Annotated in this window: 14 protein-coding genes; 2 read left to right on the forward strand and 12 right to left on the reverse strand. The window is 63.6% G+C overall.

Annotated features, from left to right (window positions below; genetic code table 11):
* Nucleotides 1-29: 29 nt before the first annotated feature.
* The 11 genes from ABXH26_RS09085 to ABXH26_RS09135 all read right to left on the reverse strand — a co-directional run bounded on the left by ABXH26_RS09085 (nucleotide 30) and on the right by ABXH26_RS09135 (nucleotide 10803).
* Nucleotides 30-878 (reverse strand): ABC transporter permease, encoded by an 849-nt coding sequence (locus ABXH26_RS09085; RefSeq protein WP_353566742.1) that lies wholly within the window; start codon nucleotides 876-878, stop codon nucleotides 30-32.
* On the reverse strand, nucleotides 875-1762 hold the full coding sequence (locus ABXH26_RS09090) for an ABC transporter ATP-binding protein (RefSeq protein ID WP_353566743.1): 888 nt from the start codon (nucleotides 1760-1762) through the stop codon (nucleotides 875-877). The genes ABXH26_RS09085 and ABXH26_RS09090 overlap by 4 nt, the downstream gene beginning before the upstream one ends.
* Nucleotides 1759-2295 carry a type II secretion system protein gene (locus ABXH26_RS09095; RefSeq protein WP_353566744.1) on the reverse strand — a complete coding sequence of 179 codons (537 nt, stop codon included), beginning with the start codon at nucleotides 2293-2295 and terminating at the stop codon, nucleotides 1759-1761. The genes ABXH26_RS09090 and ABXH26_RS09095 overlap by 4 nt, the downstream gene beginning before the upstream one ends.
* Entirely contained in the window at nucleotides 2292-2915 is a 624-nt protein-coding gene (locus ABXH26_RS09100) for a hypothetical protein (protein ID WP_353566745.1), read from the reverse strand. The genes ABXH26_RS09095 and ABXH26_RS09100 overlap by 4 nt, the downstream gene beginning before the upstream one ends.
* A 57-nt stretch (nucleotides 2916-2972) precedes the next feature.
* A complete protein-coding gene (gene murJ, locus ABXH26_RS09105) occupies nucleotides 2973-4526 on the reverse strand; it encodes a murein biosynthesis integral membrane protein MurJ (RefSeq protein ID WP_353566746.1) in 1554 nt (517 codons plus the stop codon).
* 50 nt (nucleotides 4527-4576) lie between these two features.
* Entirely contained in the window at nucleotides 4577-5623 is a 1047-nt protein-coding gene (locus tag ABXH26_RS09110; protein ID WP_353566747.1) for an L-threonylcarbamoyladenylate synthase, read from the reverse strand.
* Nucleotides 5624-5982: 359 nt separating this feature from the next.
* Nucleotides 5983-7290 carry a dihydrolipoamide acetyltransferase family protein gene (locus ABXH26_RS09115; protein WP_353566748.1) on the reverse strand — a complete coding sequence of 436 codons (1308 nt, stop codon included), beginning with the start codon at nucleotides 7288-7290 and terminating at the stop codon, nucleotides 5983-5985.
* Nucleotides 7291-7429: 139 nt separating this feature from the next.
* On the reverse strand, nucleotides 7430-7819 hold the full coding sequence (locus tag ABXH26_RS09120) for a hypothetical protein (RefSeq protein WP_353566749.1): 390 nt from the start codon (nucleotides 7817-7819) through the stop codon (nucleotides 7430-7432).
* Nucleotides 7820-7985: 166 nt separating this feature from the next.
* Complete coding sequence (locus ABXH26_RS09125; protein WP_353566750.1) at nucleotides 7986-8972, reverse strand: alpha-ketoacid dehydrogenase subunit beta; 987 nt, start codon at nucleotides 8970-8972, stop codon at nucleotides 7986-7988.
* A 59-nt stretch (nucleotides 8973-9031) separates the two neighbouring features.
* On the reverse strand, nucleotides 9032-10108 hold the full coding sequence (gene pdhA / locus ABXH26_RS09130) for a pyruvate dehydrogenase (acetyl-transferring) E1 component subunit alpha (protein ID WP_353566751.1): 1077 nt from the start codon (nucleotides 10106-10108) through the stop codon (nucleotides 9032-9034).
* A 50-nt stretch (nucleotides 10109-10158) separates the two neighbouring features.
* Nucleotides 10159-10803, reverse strand: a complete 645-nt coding sequence (locus ABXH26_RS09135) for a DUF6580 family putative transport protein (protein ID WP_353566752.1) — start codon at nucleotides 10801-10803, stop codon at nucleotides 10159-10161.
* On the opposite strand from ABXH26_RS09135, the gene ABXH26_RS09140 reads away from it, so the two are divergent.
* Complete coding sequence (locus ABXH26_RS09140; protein WP_353566753.1) at nucleotides 10774-11205, forward strand: cytidine deaminase; 432 nt, start codon at nucleotides 10774-10776, stop codon at nucleotides 11203-11205. The genes ABXH26_RS09135 and ABXH26_RS09140 overlap by 30 nt on opposite strands.
* 70 nt (nucleotides 11206-11275) lie before the next feature.
* Nucleotides 11276-13144 (forward strand): tRNA uridine-5-carboxymethylaminomethyl(34) synthesis enzyme MnmG, encoded by a 1869-nt coding sequence (gene mnmG / locus ABXH26_RS09145; RefSeq protein WP_353566754.1) that lies wholly within the window; start codon nucleotides 11276-11278, stop codon nucleotides 13142-13144.
* A gap of 4 nt (nucleotides 13145-13148) precedes the next feature.
* On the opposite strand, the gene ABXH26_RS09150 is transcribed toward mnmG, so the two are convergent.
* A complete protein-coding gene (locus ABXH26_RS09150) occupies nucleotides 13149-13550 on the reverse strand; it encodes an acyl-CoA thioesterase (RefSeq protein ID WP_353566755.1) in 402 nt (133 codons plus the stop codon).
* Nucleotides 13551-13621: the final 71 nt, after the last annotated feature.

The following is a 13621-nucleotide window of genomic DNA, read 5'->3' on the forward strand; positions in this document are numbered from 1 at the left end:
GCGCTAAGATGTCGTTAAGACGAGCGCACTCAGGTTTTGAAATCGCGGAGCTGGAAGGCGAGCAGGCCGATGATGAAGAAGGTGACGTTGAGGCCGCCGAGGAAGGCGTAGGCTTCGGTCAGTTTCGGCCAGGAAATGTCCATCTCGAAGAGATAGACCCAGCAGCTCATCCGCCAAGTGATGAACCAGTGCTCGAAGGGGCGGAAGAAGGGGAAGTTCTGGAGGATCATGTCCACGAACAGGATCGCCAGGGTGAGGATGGTGGCGGCGGCCGGCTTGATGCGGAAGCAGGAGAACATGAAGGCCAGCGTGGAGAGGGTGATCATGCTCACGCCGATGCCGGCCGCGCCGAGGGCGATGCGGGAAATGCCTTCACTCCACTCGGGATAGACGGCGAAGACCTTCATCTTCGGCTCGGCGATGAAAAGCCCGCCTTCCCAGCCGACGGCGATGACAGCCATGAGGTAGCCGGTGATGCCGACAAAGAAGACGAAGGAGAAGGTATAAAGTGCGGTGGCCGTCCATTTCACCAACAGCAAACGCGCTCGCGAGATCGGCCTGGAGAGAACCAGCCGCAGGTTGCCGTCCTCGGTTTCCTTCGCCACGACGTCGCCGGCGACGAGCGCGAAGAAGATCGAGCCGAGCAGGAACATGCTCAGCAGCATGACCATGAAGGTCAGGGTGAGGGAGCTGAAGTAGAAGTCGGACTCGTAGCCGTTCCGCTCCATCAATTTCCTCATGTAGAGCTGCCCGTCGGTCATGCGATAGACCAGGACGATGATGAGTTCCATGATGAGGAACGCGCCGTAACCCATGTAGGTCCGGGGTCGGGCGAAGAGCTTGCGGAGTTCGCCGCGGAGTTGTCGGAGAAACATCATCGGGTGATCTCGAGATAGAGGTCTTCGAGCGAGCGGCGGACGGGAGCGAAGGCGGAGACGCGGACGTGGAGGCCGACAAGCGCGGCGACGATGACGGCGGGATCGACGTCTTCGGGCAGGGTGATGCGTCCGGGACCGAGCTGCTTGCAGCCTTGGAGTTCGAGGAAGGGCAGCGCGACTTCGAGCGGTTCGAGATCGATCTCGAACACGCGTTCATCGCCGCCGATGTCGGCCACGCGGCCTTCGTGAACCCGGCGTCCGGCCTTGAGGATGGCGACGCGATCGCACATCTGCTCGACCTCGGCGAGCAGGTGGGAGTTGAAGAGCACGGTCATGCCCCGCTCGCGGCGGAGGTTCAGGATGAAGTCGCGGAACCACTTGATGCCCTCGGGGTCGAGACCGTCGGTGGGCTCGTCGAGGAGCAGCACGCGCGGCATGGGCAGCAGGGCCTGGGCGAGCGCGAGGCGCTGGCGCATGCCGTGGGAATAGGTGCGGACCTTCGAGCGGATGCGCTCGGAAAGCCCGACCCTGTCGACGATGGCCTGCGTTTCCCGCGGGTCGAATTTTCCCGAGTAGGTGGTGAGGATGCGGAGGTTTTCCCAGCCACTAAGGTACTCGTAGAAGCTGGGTGCCTCGAAGATCGAGCCGACGCGCTTGAGGGCGTTGGCCCTTTCCCGCTGGACGGACACGCCGCCGATCCTCGCCTCGCCGTCATCGGGCGCGACCATGCCGAGGATGATGCCGAGCGTGGTGCTCTTGCCGGCGCCGTTGTGGCCGAGCAGGCCGTAGATCTCGCCCTCCTGCACGGCGAAGGACACGCCTTCCAGGGCGGGCTTGCCATCGAAGCTCTTGCGCAGCGATTCGACCTCCAGCATCACGCTCATTCGTCGTCGATGGAAAAGTTGATCTCGTTGGTGGTGGTCCAGTTGGCGTAGAGGATGTTGGTGCCGTTTTCCTCGCCGCTCTCGTGCCAGTTCTCCTTGTCGTAAACGAGGGGGATGCTCTCGGTTTCGTCGCTGCCGAAAAACTCCAGCCGACCGAGCCGGCGGCCGCTGACCACGGGATTCCAGCCATAACTCGATCCAGTGGCCTCGAACTCGCCCTCATCAGCCGGGCAGTGGAAGACCTCCGGGTTTTCCAGATATTCATCGAGGGTGTTTTCGATCACGTCCTTGTCCTCGTCCTTCGAATCGCGGCCGGTGGCGAGGTCGGGCATCCGCTGGCCGTGGTCCTGGGTGTAGAGCTCCACGCCCACGCCGATCTGGCGCAGGTTGCTCAGGCAGGTGGCGCGGTGGGCGGAGCGCATGCCGGCGCGGACCAGGGGAAATGAAATCCCGGCGAGCGTCGCGACGATCAACAGGGCGACGAGGATCTCGGTCAGGGTGAAGCCCGCCCGCTGCTGGCTCGGTCGGCTCATTCGCGCATCGGAAACTCGTTTCCGGACAGGCCCTTCATCACTCCGTCCATGGCCTCCAACAAGGGCGCCAGGTCCAGCTTGGTGTCGGCGCCCGCCTTTTCAAAGTAGGCCCGCAGGCCTTCCTTCGTGACCTTCGCCAGCAGCTCGTCGCTGACCTCCCGCGCGCGCTGCATCTCCTCCTCGGTGCGGCCTTCCTCGATTTCCCGAAGGCCATCCGCGACGATTTTTTCCCGCTCGGCCGGCGTCATCGCATCGACGGCTTCCATGAAGGTTTCCATCGATTTGCGGAGGGTCAGATCGACGAAGCGCTCCTTCTCGTCGTTGGTCAGCCGCGCGAACATCGCCTCGCCCACGCGGTCTTCACGGGCTTTCTGACGTTCGGAGAAATCGAGGCGATTGAACATCCCGGCGATCTCGTTGAGCTTCTGTTCGCGCAGCTCCGGGTCGCCATCGATGGACGGACCCTGCGACCAGTCCTCGAAGTCCGCGTCGTCGATCGCGTGCTCGATGTTGTCCGCGGTGACGCGCTTCGAGCCGGCGTAGGAGCGGATCGCGAACACCACCGCCCACACCAGCGCCAGGACCAGGACCGCTTGGAGAATGATCCGCCGTTTCGCCATCGCGAGCTAGATTAGACCCGATTGGTGGTCGCGCAAGGTGCCAGAGGCGGGGATTCGTCAGCGCCGGAACCCGGCTTTCAACTCGGCCAGGCTGGTGGCCTTCAGGGCGAGGGCCATCATTCCATAGACCCCGCCACCCGCCGCCACGAGCAAGCCGGCCGCCAGCCAGCGCTGCCACTCGACGCCCGCCAGCCAGCCGGCCAGTCCGCGCGAACCGCCCCAGACCACGAGTCCCGAGATGGCCGCCGCTATCAGGGTACGGGCGAGTTTTTTGACCAGGGCGCGGTCGATCTGCAGGAAACCCCGCAGCCCGCGGGTGAGCAGGAAGACGTTCACCCACGAGGCGATGGAGGTGGCCAGCGCCACACCGAAGTGGCCGATGCCCCACTGGCGGAAGAAGAAATAGAGGCTGAGGGCCGAGCCGACATCGACGCTGACGGTGATGAGCGCGAGCTTGAGCGGAGTGCGGGTGTTTTCCCGCGCGAAAAACCCGGGCAGCAGGACCTTCGTCAGCACGAAGGCCGGGAGTCCAAAGCCGTAGGCCGCCACTGCGAGGCCGGTGGCGTAGGAGTCGGAAGCCGTCCACTGCCCGCGCTGGAAAAGCACGGCCACGAACTCATCGCCCGCCGCGATGAGCGCCGCTGCGGCCGGCAGGGTGAGCAGCATGGCGAAGGCGATGCCCTCCTTCATCCGCTCACGCGCTTCCAGTTCCTTGCCGGAACGCACCAGGCGCGTGATCTGCGGCAGCAGCACCACACCGAAGGCGACGCCGATGAGGCCGTTGGGAAGCTGATAGAGACGGTCGGCCCAGCTGAGAAAGGACACCGCCTTGTCCTGCATGGATGCGATCTGGGTGCCGATGGTGGCATTGACCTGCTGGACGCCGGCGGTGGCCACAGCCGGACCCATGATGACCAGCAGGCGCCGGACCCGCGGGGTGAGCTTCGGTTTCCCCAGACGGATGCCCATGCCATGGCGCTTGCAGGAAATCCACAACATGCCGAGCTGCGCAAAGCCTGCCGCACACACCGCCCACGAGAGCCAGAGGCCGACGTGATACAAGCTTCCCTGGAGGTGCGCGATCGGGACGACGATGAGCAGGACCCCCAGCATCAGGACATTCAGAAGCACCGGCGCGAAGGCAGGCAACGAGAACCGGCCGAGCGAATTCAGCACGCCGCTGAGATGCGCCGACAGGGCCATGCACAGCAGGTAGCTGAACATGATCCGCGAGTAGGCGACGGTGATGGCATACTTTTCCGGCTCGAAGCCGGCGACGAGGATCTTGGCGAACCACGGCATGCCGGGGATGATGACCAGCGTTCCTACGGCAAGCACCGTAGCAAGCCAGGAGAAGGTGTTGCTGGCGAAGTTCCGCGCCTCGTCCGGGCCGTGGTCGGCCAGCTCGCGGTTGAAGAGGGGCACGAAGGCGGTGTTGAAGGCCCCTTCGCCGAAGATCCGGCGGAACATGTTCGGCAGGCGCATCGCCGCCACGAAGGCCTGGCTGTACATGCTGGTGCCGAGATAGCGGGCGACCAGCATGTCGCGGAACAAGCCCAGCACCCGGCTCATGAGGGTGAAACTGCCTACCGAAAAGAGCGAGCGGAGCATGCGGATGGATGGCGAAGTGAGATGAAGGTAAGACGGCCGGACGGTGAAATTCAGTCCGTGGAGGCCCGGCGGAGGCGGTCCATGATCGCCTGGCCGAGGCCGGTATCGCTGACCGGCTCGGCAACGATGAAGTCGAGCCCGGCTTCATCGAGCACGCGCATCACGTGGAACAGCCGGACCGCGGCCTCGGGCAGCTTGCCGCTGCCGGGGCTGAGCGCTTCGACGACCGCCCAGTCGTGGAGCTTCAGGTAGCCGGCCTTGGGGTCCTCCTTGTAGCTGAGGAGCCCGTAGCGCTTGCCGGGTTCCGGCTGGAAGTCCTCCGGCTTGTCGAACATCAGCAGCGGAGTACGAGGGGCATAGTGGCTGGCCAGCTGGCCGGGGGCCTCGGGGGCGTCGATCAGGCGTTTCTTTTCGACGATGACGCGGCCGAAGTTCTGCAGCTCCTTCTTGGTGACAGGCCCTGGCCGGAGGATGTGGATCTCGGGTCGCTTCTCGCCGGGCTCGACGCGGATGATGGTGCTCTCCAGCCCGTCGCGGCAGGCACCGGCATCGACGATGAGCGGGATGCGACCGTCGAGTTCCTTCATCACCGCGCTGGCCGAGGTCGGGGAAATGCGGCCGAAGCGGTTGGCGCTCGGCGCGGCGATGGGCCGGCCGAGTTCCTTGCCAATGCCGCGGAACACCTTGTGGGCGCTCTGGCGGACGGCGACGGTGGGGTGACCGCTGGTCACCAGGTCGGGAATGCGGTCGGTTTTCGGCAGGACGAAGGTCAGCGGTCCGGGCCAGAACGCGGCCATGAGCTTGCGGAGGGTCGGCTCGACTTCGGCAGGGATGGTGGCGACGTCCTCGAGCTGCCGGGCGCTGGCGATGTGGACGATGAGAGGGTCGAAGCTCGGTCGCTCCTTAGCTTCGTAGACCTTGGCGACCGCCTCGGCGTTGAAAGCATCGGCAGCGAGGCCGTAGACGGTCTCCGTGGGCACGGCCACGATTTCCCCGCTGGCGAGCAGGGCGGCGGCTTCGCGGACGGCGGACTTCATGTCGTCGTCCTGGGCGTGGATGATGCGGGTGCCGGGCACGGGTCCGGGATAGTCGTCCACCGGCTGAGCGGCAAGTATTCCGAGGCGGCGAAGCGCGGGGATTCCGCGAATGGATTGGGAACAACCCGGGGTTTCCTCGTGAGAAGAAACGACCTCAAGGTGCCGGGAGGGATGGCCTCACGCTTGTGCCGGGGTTTTCCCACAGCTGTCGAAGCCGTGGAATCCTAGGGGCTGCAAGTGGAACATCGATTCCAGCGATTTATCCACATGATGAAGAAGAAGAACTCTTTTCGGTTTTAAAAAACCCCTCTTCAACCATGGGGATAAAGCGCCCGGGAAAGGATAGGGTCTGAGCCCATGAAAAAAGGTGGCAGCCCGAACCGGGTGCCACCTTGGAGGAGGAGCGAAGCGGGGCCCGATCAGATCAGCATCAGGGCGGGCTGCTCGAGGAGCTTCTTCATTTCCGCCAGGAAGCGGGCGGCCACGGCGCCGTCCACGACGCGGTGGTCGCAGCTGATGCCGAGGTTCATGCGCAGGCCGGGGACGATCTGGCCGTCCTTCACGACCGGCTTCTCGAGGGCGGCGCCGACGCTGACGATGAGGGCCTGCGGCGGGTTGACGATGGCGTCAAAGGACTCGACGCCCCATGCACCGAGATTCGAGACGGTGAGCGTGCCGCCGTCGAATTCGTTGGGCTTGAGCTTCTTGTCCTTGGCGCGTGCGGCCATGTCTTTGACCTCCTTGGAAATCTGGAGGAGCGACTTGGTCTCGGCGTTCTTGATGACGGGGGTGACGAGGCCATCCTCGACGGCGATGGCGACTGCCATGCCGACGCTGGCGAACTGGAGGATCGAGTCGCCAGCGAACGAGGCGTTCACGGCGGGCACGGCTTGGGCCGAGTTGATCGCGGCTTTGAGGACGAAGTCGTTGACGGAATACTTGTTGCCGTGGGTCTGCTCGGCTTGGGAATTGACCTGCTTGCGGAGGGCCATCAAGGGTGCCATGTCGACCTCGGCGTGGAGGTAGAAGTGGGGGATGGTCTGCTTCGAAAGGAGCAGGCGGTCGGCGATGATCTTCCGCATCGAGGAGAGTGGAAGCTTCTCGTCGCCTTCCTTGGCGGTCGGCTGAATGGCTTGCGGAGCGGGGGCGGCGGCTGGGGTCGATGCCTTGGCCTTGGCGGCGGCGGCGAGTCGGTCGGCGGCTGATGCTTGGGAGCTTTGGGCAGGAGCTGCCGGTTTCGAGCCTTCGACGTCGGCCTTTACGATCCGGCCTCCGGGGCCGGAGCCTTCGAGGGAGGAAAGATCCACTCCGTTCTCCGCCGCGATCTTGCGGGCTAGCGGCGAAGCCTTGATCCGGTCGCCCGCATCGCGGTTGGTGGCGGCGGGAGCCGGCGACCCGGCGGGAGCCGGCTGGGAGGCAGGTTTCTCCTCGGCAGGCTTCGGTTCGGTCTCCGATTTGGAAGAAGAAGGGGCGGGTCCGGTGCCGGCGTCGTCGCCATCGAGCACCGCGAGCACGCTGCCGATCGGAGCTTTTTCGCCTTCCTGCACGCGGATTTCAGTGATGGTGCCTTCGTCGAACGCTTCCATTTCCATGGTCGCCTTGTCGGTTTCGACCTCGGCGATGATGTCGCCGATCTCGACGTCGTCGCCGACCTGCTTGTGCCACTTGACGAGAGTGCCCTCGGTCATGGTGTCCGAGAGCTTGGGCATTTCGATGTTGATAGCCATGTTTCTGAAAGAGAGGAACCGCGGGGAGGCTCACCTCTGGGGCGGGGCAAATCCAGCGTTTTCCTTGGCCGGCGGGGAAATGAAAAAGCGGAGTCCGGAAACCGGAACTCCGCTGGATGAGATCGATGAACCGAGAAACTCAGGGAGCGATCGGCTTCATGGTCGGAACCAAGCCGATGAACGGGCTGCCGGAGGAACCTTGGGCGGTGGCCATCTTGCGGGCGGCCTCGGTATTGGATCCGCAGCAGCCTTCCTTGAGGCAGTAGTAGCGGGTGCACTTGGGGCACTTCACGAACACCTTTCTGGTGCGCTCTTCATAGCGGGGAACCTTGGTTTCAGTGACTTCGACAAGGCCGGACTTGGCATCGACGACCTTTTCTTCGCGAACGATGTCGTAGCCGCAGACTTTGGCTTTGTAGGTCTCTTCCTTCACGCCGGCGAAGAAGTTTTTCGCACCGAACATGGAGCAGCAGGAGCTGAAGCCGAGGGAGAGGGCGACGAGCGACAGGAGCAGGGTCAGGTTTTTCATGTGAATCTTTTCGATGAAAAAATCAGAACAGGCAGCAGCAGGACGACACCGCGAGGCACGCGGCGGCGATCATGGCAAGACGGATGAGGTTGAACATTGTTGAAATGCTACGGGCGGGGCACGGACTGGCAACGAAAAAGGGCGGTCTTGACGGAGTTGGACCCGTTCAGCCCATGGTCAGCACCCGGTCGACGATTCGTTTCGGATTGGGAAGCTGCTCGTGCTCAATGTGCGGAGAGTAGATGGCGGGGGCGTCGAGGGTGGTGACCCGCTTGATCGGGGCATCGAGCCAGTCGAAGGCCTCGTCCTGAATCACGTGGGAAACCATGGCGGAGACGCCGCCGAAGCCTTTCGATTCATCGACCAGAACGACCCGGTTGGTTTTCCTGACGGTGGCCAGGATCGCATCCACATCGAGGGGCCGGATCGAGCGGAGGTCCAGAACGTCGGCGGAAATGCCGTGCTCGCTTTGGAGCGTCTCGGCCGCCTCCAGGGCGTGAAGCACCGAGCGGCCGTGGGCGATGAGGGAAACGTCGCCGCCCTCGCGCTTCAAGTCGGCCTTGCCGAGCGGGACCAAGTGGTCGCCTTCCGACGGATCGGGGACTTCACCCTTGGTGCCGTAGAGGAGGGTGTTCTCCATCACGTAGACCGGATCATTGTCGCGGATGGCGGACTTGATGAGGCCCTTGGCGTCGGCCGGGGTGGCCGGGGCGCAGACCTTGAGGCCGGGGAATGAGGCGAACAGGGCCTCGGGCACGTGACAGTGGGTGGCTCCCACGGCGGTGCCGCCGTTGGCGGGGCCGCGCATCACGATGGGGACGTTGATGAGGCCCCCCGACATGTAGCGGACGCAGGCGGCATTGTTGACCAACTGATCGAAAGCGACGGAGTGGAAGGACCAGAACATCAGCTCCATCACCGGGCGCACGCCGAGCATCGAGGCGCCGATGCCCATGCCGATGAAGCCGGCTTCGGAGATCGGGGTGTCCACAATGCGCTTGTCGCCCCATTTGGCCCACAGGCCTTCGGTCACTTTGTAGGCGCCGTTGTACTGGGCGACTTCCTCACCGAGGATGACGACGTTTTCATCGCGGGCGAGTTCCTCGTCGAGGCCTTCACGGAGCGCTTCGCGGTAGGTCAGGGTGCGGGACATCGAAAGTAGATAGGCTGGGAGAGAGGGGTGGGTTGCTACTAGAATCGTAGTAGAAAAATTCAGTCGGTGAAGAAGTGGCGGCCGATCTTCGAGGACTCGGTACCGTGGTCGGATTCCCAATAGACGTCCTGCATGATGGAATCGACGGTGGGAGCGTCGGCCTGCTCGGCGAACTCGACGGCGGCGGCGGCCTGCTGCTTGGCTTCCTGATCGATCTCCTTCACCATGTCCTCGGTAAGCACGGCCTCGTCGATGAGGCGGCGCTCCCACAGACGGATGGGATCGTGGTTCTGCTTGTAGTTCTCGATCTCCTCCGGCGTGCGGTATTTCTTGTGGTTGGCGTCGGCGATACTATGCCCGTAGTAGCGGTAGGTGGCGATCTCGAGAAGGGTGGGCTTCTGCTGTTTGCGCGCCCGCTCCATGGCGATGTGGGTCTTGGCGCGGACCTCGTAGATGTCGGCTCCGTTCACCAGGTCCCACTCCATGTCGTAGGCCTCGGCCCGCTGGGCGAGGCATCCCTTGAAGGATGACGAGCGCTTCTGGGAAGTGCCCATTGAGTAGCCATTGTTTTCGATGATGTAGATGGCGGGGAGCTCGAACAGGGCGGCGAGGTTGAGCGACTCGTGAAAGGCGCCTTGGTTGACGGCGCCGTCGCCCAGGTAGCAGAGGGCGCATCCGGCGAGGCCCTGGTATTTCAGGCCGTAGGCCAGGCCGAGTCCGAGCGGGGTCTGGCCACCGACGATGCCATGGCCGCCCCAGAAGTTCTTGTCGGGCGCGAAGAAGTGCATCGAGCCGCCCTTGCCCTTCGAGCAGCCGCTGGCCTTGCCGTAGAGTTCGGCCATGCATTCGTTCATGCCCATGCCGGCGGCGAGGGCATGTCCGTGGCAGCGGTAGGCGGTGATGGTGTGGTCGTTGTCGCCGCACAGAGACAGGGTGCCGACCGCGACCGATTCCTGGCCGATATACAGGTGGAGGAAGCCTCCCATTTTGCCGGCGTTGTAGTATTTCAGCGCCGCCTGCTCGAACCGGCGGATGCGAACCATCCGGCGATAGAGCTCGATTTTCTGTTCTGCGGTGAGGCCTTGGTTGACGGGCGAGCCCGCGAAATCGAGCTGCTGGGAATCGGCGGAAAACATAGGCGGAGGGGACTTAGGACGGGGGCCGGGCGGGCGCAAGGTTTATTGGCTTACGAATGCGTGGCGGTGGGAAGCGTCGCCGGGTTGGTGAAGCGGGCCGCGGGGCTCAGAGCCGAAAGGAAGGCGGCGGTGAAGAGGAAATTGGCGGCCGCGAGGTTGCGGAAGAAGAGCCAGGTGGGGGCGTATCCCTCGGGCCCGGTCCACTGGGCCTGGACGAAACCGTGGAAGGTCTTTGAATAAAGCGGGTCGAAAAGGAAGGCGACGCTGTTGCTGGCAACATAGAAGAACGCTGCAGCGAGGAGGGAGCCACCCAGGACGGCACCGCGCGATGGGTGGCGGCGGAGCCACAGGCCCAGCCCCACGCAACCGCTGAGCCCGGCGAGGATGCCCAGATGCTGGAAGCCGATGAGCGGGTATCCTTGGATCAGGCTTACCAGGGGGTCGGTGACCATCCAGGCCACGACCGGCAGGAGCCAGGCCGATTTTTTACGGAAGAAAATCAGACTGCAGAGAAAGACAGCGGGCAGGGGGGAGAAGTTCGGCAAGAGGCCGAACGCGCTGATCACGCGGAAGACGATCAGAAGACCCACGAGCAGAAGCGAAGCAAACCATGTTGAGCGCATGGCTCTTCGATGCCGTAGGATGAAGATCGGAGCGAGCCGAAAATGATCGCCGGCGCAAGGGAATTCCGTCATTCCAAGATCATGTCGGAGGTGGATGCATGGATCCGGATGGCGTGGGAGGCCCGCGAGGCGGCCTACGCGCCTTATTCGAAGTTCAAGGTCGGAGCCGTGGTGGTGGGGGAGGGTGGGGAAGTCTTCCGGGGATGCAATGTCGAGAACCTGTCTTACGGGCTCACCCAGTGCGCGGAGCGGGTCGCGATCGGCGCGGGCGTTGTCGCCGGCGAGCGGGTATTCCGATGCGTGGTGGTGGTGGCCGAAACCGCGGTCCCGATCTCGCCATGCGGTGCCTGCCGTCAGGTGCTGGCGGAGTTCGGCGACCCGGAGGTTTGGCTGGTGAACCGTGAGACATCCGTGCGGTTCCGGTTGAGCGAACTGCTCCCGAGGGCCCGCAGCGGCATCCTCGATCTGCCTTGATCGGTGTTCCACGTGGAACGTCGGCCGGTCTTGTATCCGTGCAAACCGCTGCTAGCGTCGCGGCCCCTGCATGTTCCGCTACCCGAAACGATACGATGTCCTGGTGATTGGGGCCGGCCACGCCGGTGTTGAAGCTGCGTTGGCCGCCGCCCGGCTTGGCGCCGAGGTAGCGGTTTTGACCCAGAACCTGGACACGATTGGCCAAATGTCGTGCAACCCGGCGATCGGTGGCTTGGCGAAAGGCCACATGGTCCGGGAGATCGATGCGCTGGGAGGAGCCATGGGCCTGAATACGGACGCCACCGGGATCCAGTTTCGGATGCTCAATGCCTCCAAAGGGCCGTCGGTTCGCGCCCCACGAGCCCAGTGCGACAAAAAGGCTTACCAGTTTCGGATGAAGTGGCTCCTCGAGGGCACCGAGAGGATCGAGCTTCACCAAGGGAACGTGGCGGAGCTGCGGGTGCAGGACGGCCGGATCATCGGCATCCGCACCTCTCTCGGGATGGAAATCGACGCTTTGTCGGTGGTGCTGTCCGCCGGCACGTTCATGCGCGGGCTGATGCATGTGGGCCTTCGGAATGAAAAAGGGGGCCGCATGGGGGATGCCATTTCGACCGTGTCGGACTCGCTCAAGGCCCTCGGGTTCCACGTGGAACGTTTCAAGACCGGCACTCCCTGCCGGTTGCTGGGGACTTCCATCGACTTCTCGAAATGCGAGCGTCAGGACGGCGACGACCCTCCGCCCCGGTTCTCTTTCCTCACGGATACCATTGAACGGGGTCAGCACGACCTTTTCACGCTGAACGCATGGGCGGACCCAATGTTCCACATGGAACAATCACCCTGCTGGGTCACCTACACGAACGCCTCCACGCACGAGGCGATTCGCGAGAATCTCGACCAATCCCCCATGTATTCCGGCGTGATCGAGGGGGTCGGGCCCCGTTATTGCCCTTCGATCGAGGACAAGGTGGTTCGTTTCGCTGAAAAGGAGCGTCATCAGGTGTTTTTGGAGCCGGAGGGACGCCAGACCCACGAGTATTACGTCAACGGCGTCTCCACCTCCTTGCCTTACGAGGTCCAGCTCTCGTTCCTTCGAACGATCCCCGGTCTGGAGGCCTGCCAGATCCTGCGGCCTGGCTATGCGGTGGAGTATGATTACTGTCCGCCGACGCAGCTTCACCCCACTCTGGAGACGAAAAGAGTGGAGGGCCTCTATTTCGCCGGGCAGATCAACGGAACCTCCGGGTACGAGGAAGCGGCCGGTCAGGGCCTCATCGCCGGCGCGAATGCCGCTCTCAAGGTCGCCGGCAGGGACCCCTTCCTGCTGCGGCGTGACCAAGCCTACCTGGGAGTGATGGTCGATGATCTCGTAACCCGTGGCTGCACCGAACCCTATCGCATGTTTACCAGCCGTGCCGAATTCCGCCTGCTCTTGAGGCAGGACAACGCGGACCTTCGCCTCACGCCGCTGGCAGCGCAGCTCGGGCTGGCGGTGGGCGAGCGGGTTGCGCGCGCCGGGCGGAAGAAGGAGGAATTGGATCGGGCCCTGGCATTCGGGCGTCGCTTCAGCCATGAAGGGGTGAAGCTCGATCATTGGTTTCGCCGCGTCGAGAATCGCTGGCACGCACTGCCGGCGGAGATCTTGAAAGAGTTCCACGTGGAACATTGGCCGTTGATCGAGACCGAGTTCAAATACGAAGGTCATCTTCAACGTCAGCAGGTTCAGGTGGCACGGATGGCCCGGGCGGAGGAGAAAAGGATCCCCGATTCCCTCGATTTCCACGAAATCACCGGCCTGAAGACGGAGGCGAAACAGCGTTTTTCGGAAATCAGGCCGGCAACCTTGGGCCAGGCGGGACGGATCCCCGGCATCACCCCGGCGGATGTGGCTGTTCTTGCGGTGTGGCTGGAGAAGGGGAGACCGCCGTCGGTCTGAGCCTTCACTCCTCACCGAAGCCCGGCGGGAGCCGGACCGGTCGCCCCTCTGGCATTTGAACCAGTGCAAGGGCCTGCCGCGCGGTCACCAGCAGTTCGCCGTCGCTCTCTCTCGTCATTTCGAAGTGGCACCAGAAGCGCACGCCACCCACCTCGCCCAAGGTGCCGCGAAGGCTCAACCAATCGCCGAGCCGTGCGGGCCTCCGGTAGTCGATCTCGGTGCGGGTCACGACCGGAAAGCAGCGGGACTCGGTCATTTGCCGAAGGTCCATGCCGAGTCGTGCGGCCAGCCGCGTCCGGCAGGTCTCGATCATGCGAAGGTAGGCGATGTTGTGGACCACCTGACCGCAGTCGGTGTCGAAAAACATGACCTCCTCGCGGGTGACGCACTCGATGGGTGACTTCATGGCCCTACTTTCGGATCCGCCGGACGAACGATCAATCCCAAGGGGACTGCAAAGCCCCCTTGTCGCTGACG

The sequence above is a fragment of the Haloferula sargassicola genome, assembly GCF_040362925.1.
Taxonomy (GTDB): Bacteria; Verrucomicrobiota; Verrucomicrobiia; order Verrucomicrobiales; family Akkermansiaceae; genus Haloferula; species Haloferula sargassicola.